We start from the raw sequence: 18,618 nt of genomic DNA on the forward strand, positions 1-18,618 counted from the left end.
GGAATAACATGGTGACAAATTTGGTTTCCCGCTTGGGATTGCCTGCTGCGGCAATTGCCCTGACAACACTGGCGGCCTGTCAGGAGCCTGAAAACATTCTGCCGGGTGCGCGTGAGGATATTCGTCCCGCTACGGATACGGAGACGGTTGAAACCCGTGGGTCCCAGCCGATCAGCCTGCCGGGTCAAAGTGCAAATGCAAACTGGCCGCAAAGCCCCGGTACCGTAGCATTTCGTACTACTAACGCCGCCTTGCGCGCCGCGCCGCAGCGGATCTGGTCTGCATCGATCGGCAGCGGTGACTCGCGCAAACAGCGCATCACGGCCGAGCCCGTCGTTGCAGGCGGTTTGATCTACACTCTGGACTCGGGCGCAACCGTGTCTGCGGTGTCGCCGCAGGGTCAGGTGGTCTGGGACATGAACCTGATCCCCGCGCGCGATGGCGATTCGGATGCCACAGGCGGCGGCATGGCCTATTCGAACGGTGTACTTTATGTATCGTCCGGTTTTGGGCGGCTGACGGCTCTGGACGCAAAGACCGGCGCGATCCGTTGGCAGAAGCGACTGAACGCCACTGGCAGCGGAGCACCTTTGGTCAGTGACGGGCTGCTGTACCTGGTGGCCGGTGATGAAACCGGATGGACCATCGACACCAAGGACGGGCGCATCGCCTGGCAGATCGATGGGACGCCCAGCGTTGGCAATGTTCTGGGTGCACCCGCGCCCGTACTGACCTCGGATCTGGCTGTCTTTGCATTCGGATCGGGGGACATCGCCGCCACGTTCCGCAGGGGCGGCATCCGGCGTTGGAACGCTTCGGTCGCCGGTGGGCGGCGTGGCCGGGCGGCGGCACAAATCGTAGACGTGACCGGCGGGCCGATGGTGGCCGGCGACACGATTTACATTGGCAACCACTCGGGACGCACCGTTGCCTTCGATGCGGCATCAGGAGAACGACGGTGGACCGCTGACGAAGGCGCGGTAGACACGGTCTGGTCCGCAGGCAACAGCATCTTTCTGATCAGTGACCGCAGCCAGTTGGTGCGCCTGAACGCATCCGATGGGTCCATTATCTGGGCACAGGATCTGCCGGGCTTTGTCAAAGACAAGCCGGGTCGGCGCGGCCCGATTTTCGCCCATTACGGGCCGATCCTGGCAGGCGGGCGCCTCGTTGTAGCCTCGAACGATGGTTCCCTGCGGTTTTTCAATCCCGTTGACGGATCAATGGTTTACCAGACAGAGGTGCCCGGCGGGGCCACAACGGCGCCCGTCGTAGCGGGCCAGACGCTGTACGTTGTCTCGACCAAGGGCGATCTGCACGCTTTCCGTTGACGGCAAGATGCGCTAAATGGCGCTTCTTGAGTCTTGAAAGTTGAGTATCATGTCGCTGACCCTCGCTATCGTGGGGCGCCCCAATGTGGGCAAATCCACCCTGTTCAATCGCCTCGTCGGCAAGCGGCTGGCCTTGGTCGATGACCAGCCGGGCGTGACGCGCGACCTGCGTGAGGGTGAGGGGCGGCTGGGCGATCTGAGGTTCACGGTTATTGATACGGCGGGGCTTGAGGATGCCACCGATGACAGCCTGCAGGGTCGCATGCGTCGGCTGACCGAGCGGGCGGTCGACATGGCGGATGTCTGTCTGTTCATGATTGACGCGCGCGTCGGCGTCACGCCGACAGATGAGCTGTTCGCTGAAATTCTCCGCAAGCGATCAAAGCACGTCATCCTTGCGGCCAACAAGGCCGAGGGGAACGCCGCTGATGCAGGTGTGCTCGAGGCCTATAATCTGGGTTTGGGCGAACCTGTGCGCCTGTCAGGCGAACACGGCGAGGGTATGGCCGATCTATTTGCTCAGCTCATGCCTTTGGCAGATGCCGCCGAGAAAGACGGGGGCGACGAAACCCCTGAGACCGATATCGATCTGGACGAAGACGGTGAAGGTGAAACCCCGCTGATCACCGACGCGAAACCTTTGCAGGTGGCTGTGGTCGGGCGGCCCAATGCGGGAAAATCCACTCTGATCAACAAGATCATGGGTGAGGATCGTCTGCTGACAGGACCCGAGGCGGGTATCACCCGGGACGCCATCAGCCTGCGTGTCGACTGGGCGGGCCCGGGCGGCGACAGCACGCCCATGCGTATCTTCGATACGGCCGGTATGCGCAAAAAAGCCAAGGTTCAGGAGAAACTGGAAAAGCTTTCAGTCTCGGACGGGTTGCGCGCCGTCAAGTTCGCCGAAGTCGTGGTTGTTCTGCTTGATGCGGCCATTCCGTTTGAACAACAGGATCTGCGCATCGCCGATCTGGCGGAACGGGAGGGGCGCGCCGTCGTCGTTGCGGTCAACAAATGGGATGTCGAGGACAACAAGCAGGAAAAGCTGCGCGACCTGAAGGAGTCGTTTGAACGGTTGCTGCCGCAGCTACGTGGCGCGCCCCTTGTCACGGTATCGGCGAAGACAGGCCGGGGACTGGAGCGCCTGCGCGCCGCTATTCTGCGCGCGCATGACGTTTGGAACCGCCGTGTGCCGACCGCCGCACTGAACCGCTGGCTGACCGCGATGCTGGAGCAGCACCCGCCTCCGGCACCGCAGGGCCGTCGCATCAAGTTGCGGTACATGACACAGGCAAAGACCCGGCCGCCGGGCTTTGTGGTGATGTGTTCGCATCCCGACAAGATGCCCGACAGCTATTCACGCTATCTGGTCAACGGCCTGCGCGAAGATTTCGACATGCCCGGAACTCCCATCCGGTTGACCTTGCGGGGTCAGGGGGACAAGAATCCCTACAAGGGACGTCGCAAGAAAAACGCGGGCGCACTGGCCAAACATCTCAAGGGCAGGGCGTAACTGCGCCAATTTCCAGCATTTTCAGTCAGAGGGCGTGACACGCTCACGACGGCGCGCTAGCATTCGCCTGCGTGCATTTGTTTTCGCATGTGCGGCTTGTCTGCGGGCCAGTTGAACATAGTTTTGAAACAGTTTGTAACCGGGCCATCGTGGGGAGCGGACTGGATGGATCTGAGGGAATACACACGGCAATATGCGGTGCAGGACAACCGACTCGCCGCGCTAAGTTATTTTGGAACCTTCGCGGTGTATTTCGCATCGCTCGCGCTTGCGATTTCCTACGTCGATCGCTGGTATGTCATGGTTCCGGCAGGGATCGTCTTTGCCTTTTCAGCGGTGCGTTTGTACGTTCTGCAGCATGATTGCGGGCATCACTCTCTGTTTGAAACCCGACAGCAGAACGAATGGGCTGGGCACGGGCTGTCTCCGTTCACCTTTGCGCCGTTTGAGGTGATGAAGCAGAACCACAATTTGCATCACGCTGGCATTGGAAATCTGGAACATCGGGAAACCGGCGAAATCCACACAATGACCTTGCGCGAATGGAATGAGGCGGATTGGAAAAAACGTCTGGTCTACAGGCTGTATCGCAACCCGTTCGTTCTGGTTCCCGTTGGTGCGCTTTTCACCTACTTCATCCGTTATCGCTGGCCGAAAAACACCCTGCGTTTCGGGGTGAAAGGCGTGGTGCTGCACAATCTGTCCATCATTGTCTTCCTTGGGCTGCTGTTCCTGATTGCAGGCTCAACCGGTATTCTGGTCTGGCTGGTGTTTTCCCTTCTGGGCGGAATGCTGGGTGTGTTCCTGGTGTATCTGCAGCACAATTTTGAGGACACCTACTGGGACCGCCGCCCGGACCTGGACCCGCAACTTGCGGCGCTTCAGGGGTCATCCGCCCTGGATTTCGGCTGGTGGTTCGACAATGCGGTTGCCTGTATCACGCTGCACGACATCCATCACTTTAACGCGCGCATTCCATCTTACCGGTTGCGGGCCTGCCACTATAATCTGCCGCCGGAATACACGCCGCGTCGGATCAAGTTCCCCGAGGCTGTGGCAGCATTGAACCTAAAACTCTGGGATGAGGACGCCAAACGTCTGGTCCCCTTTCCAAAGAAGGGACAGGCCGGCGGTCTCGCGCATAGCAGTTAGAGCTGCAAGAATTATCCGGGTCGAACAGCAACTTGCAAGCCCGTATATCTTACGTATATACAAATTGCAGGAAGACAGAGAAAGGAACCGTAATGACCGCAGTGACCAATGTGAAAGGCGTAGGAGAGGCGCTTGGCCAATCCTTGATTGCCAACGGTTTCAAAACCGCCGAAGCCATAGCCAAGGCAAATCCGGCGGATCTGGTCAAGGTTCCCCGAATAGGCGCATCCCGCGCCCCTTTGCTGATCGCTGCCGCGAAAGAGGCAATTGCGGCCAAACCTGCCGCTGCGAAGCCCGCGACACGTCGCGCGCCTGCCCGCCGGGCCCCTGCAACGCGCAAACCGGCCGCCCGCAAACCTGCGGCGCGCACGGCAACCCCGCGCAAACCTGCTGCTCGAAAAACCGTGGCTGCAGCTGCTGCTGAAAAGCGGGCGGAGGAAGCAGCGCGCAAAGCCGCCGAAGAAAAGGCGGCTGCCGAGGCGGCAGCAGCCAAAGCCAAGAAAAAGGCCAAAGCCAAAGCAAAGGCTGAAAAAGCAGCCAAGAAACGCAAAGAGATGGAAGCTGTCATCTCCAAGGCGAAGGACAAGGTAAAGGCCAAGTCGAAGAAGGACAAAAAGTCCAAGAAAGACAGCAAGAAGAAAGACGCGAAGAAAAAAGAGAACAAAGGCAAAGATAAAAAGAAGGACAAGAAAAAGGCGAAGAAGTAACCTTCTTCGCCTCTGTTCGTTTGTTGAACCGGTGCCGTTTCAGACGGCGCCGGTTTTTTCAGGTGAGTGTGCCGTCCGATTGCAACGTCAGCTTGCCGCCGAGATATGGGGCCAAAACGTCCGGCAGGGTCACGGTGCCATCCTTGTTCTGACCATTTTCCAGCACAGCGATCAGGCAGCGCCCCACGGCAAGACCTGACCCATTCAAGGTGTGGACATATTCCGGCTTGCCACCAGCCTCTGGACGAAAGCGCGCATTCATGCGTCGCGCCTGAAAATCGCCGCAGGTCGAGACCGAACTGATCTCGCGATAGGTGTTCTGGCCCGGCAGCCAGGCTTCGATGTCATATGTGCGCCGTGCGCCAAAACCAATGTCGCCGGTGCACAGGATGACCGTCCGGTACGGGATGCCGAGCCGTTCCAGAATACCCTCCGCACAGCTCAGCATGCGTTTTTGTTCGTCATCCGATTTGTCCGGATGCGTGACCGACACCATTTCAACTTTTTCAAACTGGTGCTGGCGCAGCATGCCGCGTGTGTCCTTGCCGGCCGAGCCGGCCTCGGAGCGAAAACACAGGGAATGAGCCGTATAGCGGCGCGGCAGATAGCTTTCCTCGATCAGTGTCTCGTTGACGATGTTTGTCAGCGACACTTCGGAGGTTGGGATCAACCACCATCCTTCTCGGGTCTGATAGCTGTCTTCGCCAAATTTCGGCAATTGTCCGGTGCCCTGCATCATCTCGGACAACACAAGCACCGGGGCGTTGACCTCGGTCAGGCCGTTCTTGTTGATATGGGTGTCCAGCATGAACTGGGCCAGCGCCCGGTGAATGCGGGCCACACCGCCGGACAAGAGCACAAAGCGCGATCCGGACAGCTTGGCCGCAGTTTCGAAATCCATGCCGTTTTGCACGGCTGAGATTTCGAAATGTTCCTTGGGCTCGAACTCAAAGGTCCGAGGCTCGCCCCAGCGTCTGACCTCGACATTGTCGTTTTCGTCGGCCCCGTCGGGAACGTCCGCGGCGGGCAGGTTGGCGACGCGGATCAACTGGTCGGTCAGCAACGCATCGAGGTCCTTGGCCTCGGTTTGCATCCGTGCGATCTCGGCCTTTTTTTCGGCCACGACAGCGCGCAGGCGTTCGAATTCCGCCTCATCCCCCCGGGCTTTGGCCGCGCCCACTTCTTTTGAGGCCTTGTTCTGTTCGGCCTGCGCGGTTTCGGCGGCAAGAATCTTAGCGCGGCGGCTTTCATCCAGCCGCAGCAGGTCTGATGACATCGGCGCATCCCCACGGCGCGCCAGGGCGGCGTCGAATGCGGATGGGTTTTCGCGAATGGCGCGGATGTCGTGCATGGTTCAGATCCTTAATACGTGAATCACTGACGCCGCTTATGCACCATATGGAAGGCAGGGTGTAGCGCCGGTCGGGCAAAAAACACTTACTTCTCCGCATCCTCGCCGGTTTCATGCGCCAGATGCCCGTCCCAATGATCTGCGGGGATTTTCGGCTCGGGCGGATCGGCCATGTAAGACGGCGTCATGATCTGTACGTTGTTCTCATTGAACACGGCGACGATGTTACGATGCAGATCCGATTTGATCTTCGGAATGATGCTGCCACGCGTCGTGTAACCATTGATTTGATAGTTGATCGCGTAGTCGGCCAGTGCGGTCCAGAGCACAAAAGGTTCGGGCTTGGCCTTGATCCCCTTGGTGCGATGGGCGGCTTCGATCAGCATCGCTTCGACCTTTTCCGGCGGCTCTTCATACCCGATTCCCACAGTTGTATGCAGCAGCAGCCCGTTGCCATCGGTTTTCTTGGAAAAATTCACCACATCCGAATTCATCAGCTGCGCATTGGGGATCGAGATCAGCTCGTTCTTGATGGACTTCAAATGTGTTTCCATCAGTTTGATTTGCACAACATCGCCAATGTGATCGCCGATCTGAATGCGATCCCCGATGGATGTCGACCGGCGGTATATGACAAACAATCCAGCCAGCATGTTGGACACCACCGAGTTTGCACCCAGCGACAGCATGGCACCAACCAGGATCGTGAGCCCCTGGAATGCAGCCGAATCCGAGCCGGGAATGTACGGGACCGCAAAGACCAACGCGATCAGGATGACGACCACACGGGCGATATTGAAGGTCGGGTTCACCCAGTGTTTCTCAAAATCCGTCATCTCGAACGTGCCGGCCTCGACCGCATCAAAAAAGACGCGCATGCCTTTGATAATGTAGAGAGTCACCCATGTGATCAGCGCTAACATGATCAGGTTCGGGATGTAGCTGAGGATACCTCGGAAAATCAGCAATACAGGATCGGTGAGATACGTCAGCAGCAACTGCGCGAAATAGCGTGTTTCTGCAAAGGCCAGCAGAACGAACGAGAGATAGTAGTAGAACCCCAGAAAGAAGATGATCAGCAGAACGAAGTTCAGGCCATAGCGGATCAGGGCGGCGATCGCCTCGGCCTGAACATGTTTCGCCGTGGCCGTTTCGACGTCTTTCAAATAGCGCTGAACCAGTTTCAGCGTGCGCCGCCTGATCCTGCGATTGAGCCACAGGATCACAAGGATAAAGAGAACAAACCCTACGGTCCAACCAGCCGCCTCAATAGCGCCTGAGACGCGCGCCTGTTCGGTGCGGTTTGCGCGATAGACAACGACGGCATCGTGGATCGCGTCGCCATGCAGCAGGCTCAGAACGTCCAGATCCATTTGTTCCAGTTCGGCATCGGCTTCAGTGACGATCGACACGCGGACACCATCGGCAAGGATACGGGTGCCAAGGTCTGTTTCTTCATAGCTGATGCTGACGTCAGGATTGTCCGAGGACTCGGCCACCTCGATGATGCTGTTTTGTACCCGTTCGGCGCGCTCTGGCGCGGGCAGGGCACTGGAACCCCGGAGATGAAACAGAATGTCGCCGTCTACGACCACCGGGGCCTTGAACGCCTCAGAGTCAGCAGCATCGCCAGATGCGTTGTCATCGCCTGCGTCCTGCGGCCATGCCGGTGCGGACAACACAATCATCAGCGTCAGTGCGGACAGCAAATGCGCCAACAAATTAAAGGGTTTGCAGAGTTGCACCGTCACGTCTCCCGTTGCCCAACTATAGTCGAGTTGAGCGGTCTTCCTAGGACATATCTGCAACGCTTTGCATGATCTTCTCTGGCACGCGCAGGGTTCTGGTGGATCACAGCGCCGCCTTTGCTTGCAAACACCCATTTCAAAGCATAGGTTCCCGCCAAATTTGCGGAGAGGTGTCCGCAAGATCTGAACAAAGGAATATCCCATGGAAGGTGGCGCAATCGCCCAGTTTCTCCCGCTGATCCTGATCTTTGCGATCATGTATTTCCTGCTGATCCGGCCCCAGCAGAAAAAGGTGAAAGAACATCAGGCCATGGTCGAAGCCGTGCGCCGGGGCGATCAGGTTGTGACCCAGGGGGGGCTGATCGGCAAAGTGTCGAAGGTCAAGGAAGGCGAGAACGAGATCGAGGTCGAGATTGCCGAAGGCGTCAAGGTCCGCGTCGTCAAAACGACCCTGGCGCAGGTTCTGAACAAGACGGAACCGGCGAAGTAAGTTCGCGCGACAATCCCTTGAAAAGGCAGGGTAATGCTGCAAATTGATACCTGGAAGCGGGTTCTGATCTGGCTGGTCTGTGTGACCGGCCTGCTGATGGCTCTGCCGAATGCGTTTTACACGCGCGTCGAACAATCGAATGACGCCAAAGCTGCGATCGAATTGGGTATAGACACCCCCGAGATGCAGACCGAAGCTGCACAATGGCCGAACTGGTTGCCGTCGTCACTGGTCAATCTTGGCCTCGATCTGCGCGGCGGTGCACATCTGCTGGCCGAGGTTAAGGTCGGTGACGTGTACGAATCCCGGATGGAGGCCACATGGCCAGAGATCCGCGATGCGTTGCGGGATGAGCGGGCCATTGTGGGCACGATCCGAAAACAAGAATCCGATCCGGATGAGATTCGTGTACGCATCAGCCAGCCCGAGGGCATGCCGCGCGCCTTGGAAGTTGTGCGGGGATTGGCGCGTCAGGTGCAGACCCTGACGGGCGTTGGTGCGACGGACATCGAAGCCCGTGCCGAGGGCGACACAATCGTGGTACAGTTGTCCGAGGCCGAACGCCTTGCGTCAGACGACCGCACGGTGCGGCAGTCGCTGGAAATCGTGCGCCGCCGGATTGACGAGGTCGGAACGCGCGAGCCCACGATTCAGCGTCAGGGGGCCGACCGTATCCTGATCCAGGTTCCGGGGATCGGCAGTGCCGGTGAACTGAAGAAAATCATAGGAACAACCGCGCAGCTCACGTTTAACCCGGTTGCCGGACGCGGCACGGACCCGGACGCGGTTCCGGGGATCGGTGAGAAAATCGTGCCGTCCCTTGATGAAAGCGGCGTCTATTACACCATCGAATCTGCCCCTGTTGTGACGGGCGAAGAACTGGTCGATGCGCAGCCCTCCTTTGACCAGAACGGTCGACCGGCAGTCAGTTTCCGGTTCAATACGACCGGCGCGCGAAAATTTGGCGACTATACCCTGGAAAACATTGGTGCGCCTTTTGCCATCGTTCTGGATGACGAGGTGATCTCGGCCCCCGTGATCCAAAGCCATATCCCTGGCGGTTCGGGCATCATAACCGGGAATTTCACCGTTGAGGAAAGCACCAATCTGGCGGTTTTGCTGCGGGCCGGGGCTTTGCCTGCGGGATTGGAATTCCTCGAAGAGCGCACCATCGGTCCGGAATTGGGGCAGGACAGTATCGACGCGGGTAAGGTGGCGACAATCGTGGCCTTTGGAGCGGTACTGGTCTTCATGGCGCTTAGCTATGGTCTGTTTGGCATTTTTGCCAATATCGCGCTGATCATAAACGTCGGGTTGTTGTTTGGCCTGCTGTCGTTGATCGGTGCGACGCTGACGCTGCCGGGTATCGCGGGGATCGTCTTGACGGTTGGTATGGCCGTGGACGCAAATGTGCTGATCTTTGAGCGCATCCGTGAAGAATTGAAATCCGCCAAGGGTCCTGCGCGTGCAATCGAACTTGGTTATGAAAAGGCATTGTCGGCCATTCTGGATGCGAACGTGACGACCTTCATTACGGCGACAATTCTGTTTGCCATGGGCAGCGGCCCCGTCCGCGGGTTTGCCATAACGCTGGGTCTGGGCATTCTGACCTCGGTCTTTACCGCGATCTTCGTGACGCGTCTGATGATCGTGATGTGGTTCGAACGCCGTCGTCCGAAAATGATCGAGGTATGATATGCGACTGAAACTGGTTCCCCAGAATACCTCTTTCGATTTCTTCAGCCGCTGGAAGCTGTGGCTGGGCATTTCCGGTCTGATGATGGTGATCGCCTTCACGTCCTTTTTGATCCAGGGGCTGAACTTTGGCATCGACTTTCGCGGCGGGACAACGATCCGGACCCAAAGTGTCCAGGAAATCGACGTGGGTGCCTACCGGGATGCGATTGGCCCGCTTGGTCTGGGTGATGTGTCGATCACCGAAATCTTCGATCCCACATTTGGACCGAATGAAAACGTGGCCATGATCCGCATTCAGGCACAGGCTGATGCCGAGGCGGTTTCCGCTGCAACTGTCACGGCTGTGGAAGAGGCGCTGAAGCTGGTCGTGCCGGACATTCAGTTCGTATCGGTCGAGTCGGTCGGGCCAAAAGTGTCAGGGGAGTTGATCCTAACCGCCGTTATAGCCGTGGCGTTGGCCATCGGGGCGGTGCTCGTCTACATCTGGTTACGCTTTGAATGGCAATTCGCGCTGGGCGCGGTGGCGGCGCTGGTGCATGACGTGATCCTGACAATCGGTATCTTTTCGGAACTGCAGATCAGGTTCGATCTGGCCATCATCGCGGCGCTGCTGACGATCGTGGGGTATTCCCTGAACGACACCGTGGTTGTGTTTGACCGGGTGCGAGAGAATCTGCGCAAATACAAGAAGAAAGACCTCAAGGAGGTTCTGAATATCTCGATCAACGAAACGCTCAGCCGGACGGTGATGACCTCTGTCACAACGCTGCTGGCGCTGATCTCGCTCTATGTGCTGGGCGGCGATGTGATCCGAGGCTTTGTCTTTGCGATGATCTGGGGTGTGATCGTGGGGACCTATTCCTCGGTCTTTGTGGCTTCGACCATCCTGCTGTGGCTCGGTGTCAAACGCGACTGGTCCAAGCCCTCGAACACCGCCGGCAACCAGTTTGCCAATGTAGATGCCTGAGCTCTTTGGCCAGTCCCCGCTGGGTCTGGCCATTATTCTGTCGGCGGCCTTTTTGGGTGGCATCGTGCGCGGCTTTTCTGGCTTTGGGACCGCGCTGGTGTTCCTGCCATTGGCAACACCCTATCTTGGTCCCTTTGGCGCGCTGATCGGTCTGACGATCATGGACATCTTTGGCCCGCTGCCCAATCTGCGCCGGGCCTGGACGGCCGTGGATCGGGGAGACTTGCTGCGCCTTGTATTGGGATGCGCAGTGGTTCTGCCGGTCGGCTTATGGGTGCTGACACAAGTGGAACCCGAGGTATTCCGCTATGCGGTCAGTCTGATTGCCCTTTTCATGCTGGCGGTGTTGATCCTTGGACTGCGGTACAAGGGCCGTGTGCGCCGCGCCATGGTGTCTGCAATTGGCGGGGCAGCCGGATTTCTGGGGGGCGTTGCGGGTTTACCGGGTCCTGCCGTGATCCTGTTTTACATGTCGCGGCCACTGCCGGTCGAGGTGATCCGCGCCACCATCCTGCTGTTTCTTTTCGTTTTTGACTTTCTCATACTCGGGTATCTGACCGGCATGGGACGGGTTACGCTGTCTGCCATCGGACTGGGTCTGATCCTGGCGATCCCCAATCTGTTCGGCAACTGGCTGGGTGGCTGGTTGTTCCGGCCGGAACGAGAGCGTCTGTACCGCATGGTTGCGTATCTGGTGATTGCGCTTGCAGCCTTGTCCGGGCTGCCGCTTTGGGGCTAGAAGACGCCTATGCGTTTAAACGAAATCACCTATAACAACGCCGTTCCGGTTGACGGCTATGGGCCAGGGTTTTTCCGGATCGGCGACCAGGTCTTTGATGGTGCCGTGATGACAGGCCCGGCGGGCACGGCCTCTTGGGGCGGGTACGGTGATCTTGAGCCCTTGCTCGCACTAAAAGATCAGGTGGACGTGCTGTTTATCGGCACAGGCAAAGATCTGGCTCATATCCCGTCTGATCTGCGTCAGGTGTTGGAGGACGCCGGGATGGGGGTCGAAATCATGAACTCTCCAGCGGCATGTCGCACTTACAACGTGTTGCTTTCTGAGGGTCGGCGTATTGCGCTGGCCCTGTTGCCGGTCTGAGGCGCACCTGGTGCCCTGCGGCAAATCCGGCCTTTTGCCCCTGACGGCAATGAGATAAGCGGAACCCATGACACTGACTATAAGCGATCTGGCTATTGCCCGGGGTGGCGTTCCCGTGCTTGAGCGGCTGAGCTTTGCGCTGGAGCCGGGTCGGGCGCTGATATTGCGGGGGCCCAACGGGATCGGCAAGACAACCTTGTTGCGGACGCTGGCCGGGCTACAGCCGCCATTAGAGGGCCGTATCGAAGGGGCCGAGGATCAGATCGCCTATGCCTCCCACTCAGACGGGTTGAAACCGACCCTGACGGTCGCGGAAAACCTGACCTTCTGGTCGGCGGTCTTTGGCACAGACAGTATTCAACCGGCCCTGGATGCCTTTGCATTGAACGGGCTGGCGGATCGTCACGCTGGCAATTTGTCGGCGGGACAGAAACGACGGCTGGGTCTGGCACGGATGCTGGTCACCGGACGTCCGATCTGGATGCTGGACGAGCCGACCGTTTCGCTCGACCGGAATGCCGTGCAGATGTTCGCCGATGCCGTCCGGGCGCATCTGGGGCAGGGCGGATCAGCCCTGATTGCGACCCACATTGATCTTGGTCTGGAGGGTGAAGTTCTGGACGTCGGCCCCAATAAGGCCAAACCAAAGCCGATTGACGATTTCGACGGAGGGTTCCTGTGATCGCCCTGTTGCTGCGCGACCTGAAACTGGCCTTTCGCGCCGGGGGCGGATTTGGTCTGGGCCTGGCCTTTTTCCTCATCGTGACTGTCTTGGTGCCGTTTGCCGTGGGTCCGCAGTCTTCGCTGCTGTCGACCATCGCACCGGGTGTGTTGTGGCTGGGGGCGCTGCTGGCCTGTTTGCTGTCGCTGGACCGCCTATTGGCGCTCGATTGGGAGGATGGCTCTCTCGATCTGCTGGCAACCGCCCCGTTGCCTCTGGAAGCCGTGGTCACGATCAAGGCACTGGCCCATTGGCTGACCACCGGTTTGCCGCTGGTTCTGGCCGCACCGTTTCTGGGCGTGCTGCTGAACTTGCCCATTCCCGGATTTTTCTGGCTGGTCGTTTCGTTGTTGATCGGCACACCAGCCATGAGCGTCATTGGCACCTTCGGTGCAGCGTTGACCGTCGGGTTGAAACGCGGAGGATTGCTGTTGTCTCTATTGGTGTTGCCGCTCTACGTGCCCACTCTGATTTTCGGGGCCGAGGTTGCCCGTCGGGGTGCCACCGGGATGGAAACCCAGACACCACTGCTGTTACTGGCGGGGATCACCGCTGCGACCATTGCGTTGCTGCCCTTTGCCAGCGCTGCGGTATTGCGGATCAATCTGCGGTGAGGCGCCGAAACTTTGACCGATGTCAATTGAGAACAGGCCTGAGTTAGACTAGATACACCCCATGTCCATCGCAGCCAAAGCCAATGCCCTTTGGGAATACGCCAACCCGCGCAAGTTCCTTGCGACCAGCGAGCGTGTCCTGCCGTTCTTCTGGATCACATCGATTGCCTGCATCGTCGTCGGTCTGGTCTGGGGCTTCTTCTTTACCCCGGATGATTACAAGCAGGGTTCGACCGTTAAGATCATATACCTGCATGTGCCTTCTGCGATGATGGCCATCAGTTGCTGGTTCATGATGCTTGCGACGTCGCTGATCTGGCTGATCCGCCGTCATCACGTCAGCGCTCTGGCCGCCCGCGCTGCGGCACCGGTCGGCATCGTCATGACACTGATCGCGCTGGCGACCGGGGCGATCTGGGGGCAGCCGATGTGGGGCACCTGGTGGGCCTGGGATCCGCGCCTGACGTCATTCCTCATCCTGTTCCTGTTCTACCTCGGCTATGTCGCTTTGTGGGAAGCGATCGAGGACCCGGACACCGCTGCGGACCTGACATCGGTCCTGTGTCTGGTGGGATCTGTGTTTGCCTTTCTCAGCCGCTACGCAGTGAATTTCTGGAATCAGGGCCTGCATCAGGGCGCCTCTGTCATGCGCGCAGGGGCCGTCACCGGCACGGACACCGAAGAGAAGGTCAGCAACATCTACTTTTACCCTTTGATGGTGTGCATCATCGGCTTTGTATTGCTGTTCATTGCCTTGGTTTTATACCGCACCGGAACGGAAATCAGGGCGCGGCGGATCAAGGCTTTGCTGGCGCGAGAAAGGGTAAATGCATGATCCCCGATCTTGGAAAATACGCCGATGCCGTTTTATCGTCTTATGCAGCGTCGATTGTCCTGCTGGTGGTTCTGATCGTGCTCACTGTGATGCGCGGTCGCAAAGTGCGGGCCGAGATGGAAAAGGTCGAACAAAGGATGACCCGAAATGGCTAAGATCTCACCCCTGATGATCGCACCGCCATTGATATTTGCGGCCTTCGCTGTTCTGGCGGGGATTGGCATGTTCCGAGAGGACCCCAATGCCTTGCCATCCGCGCGCGAGGGTCAACCTGCGCCGCCGGTCGTGTTGACCGAATTCCCCGGCAAGACGCTGTTTGACGACGCGACTCTGCGCGACGGTGAGGTCAAGCTGGTCAACTACTGGGCCAGTTGGTGTGCCCCGTGCCGGGCCGAGCATCCAAGCCTTGAAGCATTGTCTGACGAAGGCATCCCCGTCTACGGGATCAACTACAAGGACAGGTTGGACAATGCCGACGCGTTCCTGACGGAGTTGGGCGACCCCTACGAGGCCATAGGTCGGGATGAGCAGGGACGCATGGCGCTGGATTGGGGTCTGTATGGCGTGCCCGAAACCTATGTGATTGACGGTGAAGGCACTGTTATCCTGCGGTTTGCCGGACCGATCACGCAGCGTGTGATTGACAGCACCATCCGACCGGCACTGGCAAAAGCGGCCGGAAACGACTGAACGACCTCTACAGTCTGTAACCGCCTGTCACTGCCAGAATCTCTCCGGTAATGAAGGACGCTGCGTCCGAGGCCAGAAACCTGACGGCATTGGCGATATCCTCGGGCCGGCCGACCCGACCGAGCGCTGTGTTTTCGACAAACAAGGCGGTCAGGTCATCGGGGCGGGGCGCTTCGGGGATGTTGATCGCGCCGGGCGCCACGGCGTTGACGCGAATGCCATCTGGCCCGAGTTCTTTTGCCATGCCGCGGGTCCACAGGTTCAGGGCCGCTTTGCTGGCGCCGTAGGTGACAGCGTCCCGCGGCGGCAATTCTGCATTCATGGATGAAATACTGACAATAGCCGCCCCGCGTTTCAGATGTGGCAGCGCGGCGGACAGAAGCGCTACAGGAACCAGCAGGTTCAGGTCCAGAATGGCGCGATGATCCCCGGCCTCGAACGTTTCCTTGGGCGTGCTTCGAACCAAGCCGGCATTGTTCACGATTATGTCCAGTCGACCAAACCGGTCTAGTGTTTTAGCAACTACGTCCTCTGGCTGTCCAGGGCTGGTCAGGTCGGATTGAACCGGCAGAACCGTGTCTTTTTTGATCTTCGTATCGGGAGAGGTCGTGTGCCAGGTAAACACGACGCGGTGATCCCGGCTCAGGTCTTCGACAATCGCGCGCCCGATGCCGCGCGCCCCGCCGGTGATGAGAGCAACTTTATCCATGCCAGTACCAAACCGGCAATTCGAGCGGAAGGCAACGCCCGTGACACGACCCTGCACAAAAAGAAAAGAGCGCCCCGCTAGGGACGCTCTTTCAGTCTGTTTATCCGCAATGCGCTGTTAGCTGGCCTTGGCCAGATTCCGCAGAACATATTGCAGGACACCGCCGTTTTCGATGTATTCGATCTCGGGTGCGGTATCGATCCGGCATTTCAGGGTGATGGTCTTTTCGGTCCCATCCCCATACACAATGGTGCACGGCACTTCCTGCAGCGGCTCTACTGAATCCAGCCCGTGGATCGAGACGGTTTCGTCCCCTTTCAGGCCCAGAGTTTTACGGGTGTCACCACCGGTGAACTCGAACGGGATAACGCCCATGCCAACCAGGTTCGAGCGGTGGATTCGCTCAAAGCTTTCCGCGATCACGGCCTTGACGCCCAGCAGCGCGGTGCCCTTGGCCGCCCAGTCACGTGACGAACCCGCACCGTACTGCTCACCACCGAACACGACCAACGGCGTACCTTGTTCCTGATAGGCCATCGACGCGTCATAGACCGAGGTCTGCTCACCATCGGGGCCTTTGGTGTAACCCCCTTCGACGCCATCCAGCATCTCGTTCTTGACCCGGATGTTGGCGAAGGTGCCGCGCATCATGACCTCGTGGTTGCCACGGCGGGACCCGTACGAGTTGAACTCCCGCGGTTGAACCTGGCGGTCGGTCAGATATTTGCCGGCGGGCGTTGTGGTCGCGAAAGACCCGGCGGGTGAGATGTGGTCCGTGGTGATCATGTCACCCAGAATCAGCAGAACTTTGGCCTCGTCGATATTCGAGATCGTTCCCGGCTCTGGCCCCATCCCCTGGAAATAGGGCGGGTTCTGGATATAGGTCGAGGTCGGTGGCCAGTCATAGGTTTCCTGCTGCGGAACCTCGACACCCTGCCATTTCTCGTCGCCCTTGAAGACGTCGGCATACTTGGTTTGAAACGCCTCGCGGGTCACGGTGGCCTCGACCAGTTCGGCAATTTCACTCTGGGTCGGCCAGATGTCTTTCATAAAGACGTCGTTGCCGTCCTTGTCCTGACCGATGGGTTCGGAAGTCAGATCAATGTCGAGCGTTCCGGCCAGTGCATACACAACAACCAGCGGCGGCGACGCCAGATAGTTCGCGCGAACGTCGGGCGAAATCCGGCCTTCAAAGTTCCGGTTGCCTGACAGAACCGACGTTGCGACCAGATCGCCCTCGGCGATGGCGTCGGACAGTTCGGCCTGAATTGGCCCCGAGTTGCCGATACAGGTGGTGCAGCCATAACCGACAAGGTTAAAGCCGATCTTGTCCAGATCTTCCTGCAGGCCTGCGGCCTCAAGATAAGCGGACACGACCTGCGATCCCGGCGCCAGAGAGGTTTTGACCCACGGCTTGCGATCCAGACCCAAGGCCGCGGCCTTGCGTGCCACCAGGCCCGCGCCAATCATCACGTAGGGGTTCGAAGTGTTGGTGCACGAGGTGATCGAAGCGATCACGACCTTGCCCGATTCCATGGTGTAGTCTTCGCCTTTGACGGCAACTTCCTTGCCCATGGGACGCTTGAACGTCTCTGCCATTTCCTTGGTGAAAGCAGCCTTGGCATCGGTCAGCGCGACATAGTCCTGCGGGCGTTTCGGACCCGAGATCGCCGGGACGATAGTGCCCATATCCAGCGTCAGGGTGTCGGTATAGATCGGCGCATAATCCGCACCGCGCCAGAATCCGTTTTCCTTGGCATAGGCTTCGACCAGAGCGATCCGGTCCTCGTCGCGGCCGGTGTTGCGCATGTAGCGCAAGGTTTCACCGTCGATCGGGAAGAACCCACAGGTTGCGCCGTATTCCGGTGCCATGTTTGCAATGGTCGCGCGGTCGGCGAGCGGCAGCGTGTCCAGACCTTTGCCATAAAATTCAACGAATTTTCCGACCACGCCTTTTGCGCGCAGCATCTCGACGACCTTCAAAACGAGGTCGGTGCCGGTGGTGCCTTCGACCATGGCGCCGGTCAGCTCAAAACCCACAACCTCGGGGATCAGCATCGAGATCGGCTGACCCAGCATCGCGGCCTCGGCCTCGATCCCGCCGACGCCCCAACCCAGTACGGCCATGCCGTTGACCATGGTGGTGTGGCTGTCGGTGCCGACCAATGTGTCGGGATAGGCGACGTCTTCGCCGTTTTGATCGGTATCGGTCCAGACGGTTTGCGCCAGATATTCCAGGTTCACCTGATGGCAGATACCAGTGCCGGGGGGCACAACGCGGAAGTTGTTGAACGCGTTCTGACCCCATTTCAGGAATTGGTAGCGCTCCATGTTCCGTTCGTATTCGCGATCCACGTTCATCTGGAACGCACGGGGATTGCCGAACTCGTCAATCATGACCGAGTGATCGATGACCAGATCAACCGGGTTCAACGGGTTGATCTTCTGTGCATCGCCGCCCAATCCCTTGATCCCGTCACGCATGGCCGCCAGGTCAACAACGGCCGGAACACCGGTGAAATCCTGCATCAGCACGCGGGCCGGGCGATAGGCGATCTCGCGCGGGTTTTTGCCGCCATTTGCGCCCCATTCGCCGAAGGCCCTGATGTCGTCGACCGAGACGGAAAACCCGTCATCCTCGAACCGCAACATGTTTTCCAGCACCACTTTCAATGCGGCGGGGAGTTTCGAAAAATCACCCAGACCGGCTTCTTGTGCGGCGGGGATCGAGTAATAGGAAATGGACTTGCCGTTCACGCTCAGGCTGCGGCGTGTCTTGGCGGTATCCTGTCCGACTTTGATGGGCATCGTATGGCCTCCCTCTCAAATGACGTGGAATATGGGATTCGCTGAGGGGTATCTGCATCACCAAGGGCGCCGGTTCAAGGTCCAACAGGCCGGGTGCGGCAATTTTTGTATACCATTGCACACATTTTTGCGAAAAAGCGCCAATTCGGTCTCAAGAAACCTTGATTGGTGGTTGAGCGGCA

General features: G+C 58.7%; 18 protein-coding genes. 14 read left to right on the forward strand and 4 right to left on the reverse strand.

The window, feature by feature from the left end:
• Positions 1 to 8: 8 nt before the first annotated feature.
• From ACR3E0_RS08185 to ACR3E0_RS08200, 4 genes are all read left to right on the forward strand, one after another.
• The gene (locus tag ACR3E0_RS08185; protein WP_480477929.1) at positions 9 to 1,331 is read left to right on the forward strand and encodes a PQQ-like beta-propeller repeat protein; all 1,323 of its coding nucleotides are present in this window, start codon (positions 9 to 11) and stop codon (positions 1,329 to 1,331) included.
• 49 nt (positions 1,332 to 1,380) lie between these two features.
• A complete protein-coding gene (der, locus tag ACR3E0_RS08190) occupies positions 1,381 to 2,844 on the forward strand; it encodes a ribosome biogenesis GTPase Der (protein ID WP_480477931.1) in 1,464 nt (487 codons plus the stop codon).
• Between the two features lie 165 nt (positions 2,845 to 3,009).
• Complete coding sequence (locus ACR3E0_RS08195) at positions 3,010 to 3,996, forward strand: fatty acid desaturase (protein WP_480477933.1); 987 nt, start codon at positions 3,010 to 3,012, stop codon at positions 3,994 to 3,996.
• Positions 3,997 to 4,088: 92 nt separating this feature from the next.
• Positions 4,089 to 4,703, forward strand: a complete 615-nt coding sequence (locus ACR3E0_RS08200) for a helix-hairpin-helix domain-containing protein (protein WP_480477935.1) — start codon at positions 4,089 to 4,091, stop codon at positions 4,701 to 4,703.
• A 58-nt stretch (positions 4,704 to 4,761) separates the two neighbouring features.
• Here ACR3E0_RS08200 and serS read toward each other — a convergent pair whose 3' ends face one another.
• Complete coding sequence (gene serS, locus ACR3E0_RS08205; RefSeq protein WP_480477937.1) at positions 4,762 to 6,054, reverse strand: serine--tRNA ligase; 1,293 nt, start codon at positions 6,052 to 6,054, stop codon at positions 4,762 to 4,764.
• Positions 6,055 to 6,140: 86 nt separating this feature from the next.
• Positions 6,141 to 7,799 carry a mechanosensitive ion channel family protein gene (locus tag ACR3E0_RS08210; RefSeq protein ID WP_480477939.1) on the reverse strand — a complete coding sequence of 553 codons (1,659 nt, stop codon included), beginning with the start codon at positions 7,797 to 7,799 and terminating at the stop codon, positions 6,141 to 6,143.
• A gap of 205 nt (positions 7,800 to 8,004) precedes the next feature.
• On the opposite strand from ACR3E0_RS08210, the gene yajC reads away from it, so the two are divergent.
• The 10 genes from yajC to ACR3E0_RS08260 all read left to right on the forward strand — a co-directional run bounded on the left by yajC (position 8,005) and on the right by ACR3E0_RS08260 (position 14,919).
• The gene (yajC, locus tag ACR3E0_RS08215) at positions 8,005 to 8,292 is read left to right on the forward strand and encodes a preprotein translocase subunit YajC (RefSeq protein ID WP_480477941.1); all 288 of its coding nucleotides are present in this window, start codon (positions 8,005 to 8,007) and stop codon (positions 8,290 to 8,292) included.
• Positions 8,293 to 8,325: 33 nt separating this feature from the next.
• Positions 8,326 to 9,987 (forward strand): protein translocase subunit SecD, encoded by a 1,662-nt coding sequence (secD, locus tag ACR3E0_RS08220; RefSeq protein WP_480477943.1) that lies wholly within the window; start codon positions 8,326 to 8,328, stop codon positions 9,985 to 9,987.
• A 1-nt stretch (position 9,988) separates the two neighbouring features.
• Complete coding sequence (gene secF / locus ACR3E0_RS08225; protein WP_480477945.1) at positions 9,989 to 10,957, forward strand: protein translocase subunit SecF; 969 nt, start codon at positions 9,989 to 9,991, stop codon at positions 10,955 to 10,957.
• Positions 10,950 to 11,696: a TSUP family transporter gene (locus ACR3E0_RS08230; protein ID WP_480477947.1), complete on the forward strand. Its 747-nt coding sequence runs from the start codon at positions 10,950 to 10,952 to the stop codon at positions 11,694 to 11,696. Before secF ends, ACR3E0_RS08230 begins: the two co-directional genes overlap by 8 nt.
• Before the next feature lie 9 nt (positions 11,697 to 11,705).
• Positions 11,706 to 12,059 (forward strand): Mth938-like domain-containing protein, encoded by a 354-nt coding sequence (locus ACR3E0_RS08235; RefSeq protein ID WP_480477949.1) that lies wholly within the window; start codon positions 11,706 to 11,708, stop codon positions 12,057 to 12,059.
• A gap of 67 nt (positions 12,060 to 12,126) precedes the next feature.
• Complete coding sequence (gene ccmA, locus ACR3E0_RS08240; protein WP_480477951.1) at positions 12,127 to 12,741, forward strand: heme ABC exporter ATP-binding protein CcmA; 615 nt, start codon at positions 12,127 to 12,129, stop codon at positions 12,739 to 12,741.
• Positions 12,738 to 13,394, forward strand: coding sequence for a heme exporter protein CcmB (gene ccmB / locus ACR3E0_RS08245; protein WP_480477953.1), 657 nt, complete (start codon positions 12,738 to 12,740; stop codon positions 13,392 to 13,394). Before ccmA ends, ccmB begins: the two co-directional genes overlap by 4 nt.
• Positions 13,395 to 13,455: 61 nt before the next feature.
• Positions 13,456 to 14,229 (forward strand): heme ABC transporter permease, encoded by a 774-nt coding sequence (locus ACR3E0_RS08250; RefSeq protein WP_480477955.1) that lies wholly within the window; start codon positions 13,456 to 13,458, stop codon positions 14,227 to 14,229.
• The gene (gene ccmD / locus ACR3E0_RS08255; RefSeq protein ID WP_480477957.1) at positions 14,226 to 14,384 is read left to right on the forward strand and encodes a heme exporter protein CcmD; all 159 of its coding nucleotides are present in this window, start codon (positions 14,226 to 14,228) and stop codon (positions 14,382 to 14,384) included. The genes ACR3E0_RS08250 and ccmD overlap by 4 nt, the downstream gene beginning before the upstream one ends.
• Positions 14,377 to 14,919 (forward strand): DsbE family thiol:disulfide interchange protein, encoded by a 543-nt coding sequence (locus ACR3E0_RS08260; protein ID WP_480477959.1) that lies wholly within the window; start codon positions 14,377 to 14,379, stop codon positions 14,917 to 14,919. Before ccmD ends, ACR3E0_RS08260 begins: the two co-directional genes overlap by 8 nt.
• 7 nt (positions 14,920 to 14,926) lie before the next feature.
• On the opposite strand, the gene ACR3E0_RS08265 is transcribed toward ACR3E0_RS08260, so the two are convergent.
• Together ACR3E0_RS08265 and acnA are read right to left on the reverse strand one after the other, a co-directional pair.
• The gene (locus tag ACR3E0_RS08265; RefSeq protein WP_480477961.1) at positions 14,927 to 15,628 is read right to left on the reverse strand and encodes an SDR family NAD(P)-dependent oxidoreductase; all 702 of its coding nucleotides are present in this window, start codon (positions 15,626 to 15,628) and stop codon (positions 14,927 to 14,929) included.
• A 117-nt stretch (positions 15,629 to 15,745) separates the two neighbouring features.
• Entirely contained in the window at positions 15,746 to 18,436 is a 2,691-nt protein-coding gene (gene acnA / locus ACR3E0_RS08270) for an aconitate hydratase AcnA (RefSeq protein ID WP_480477963.1), read from the reverse strand.
• Between the last annotated feature and the right edge of the window lie 182 nt (positions 18,437 to 18,618).

Source organism: Ruegeria sp. AJ12 (genome assembly GCF_056536245.1).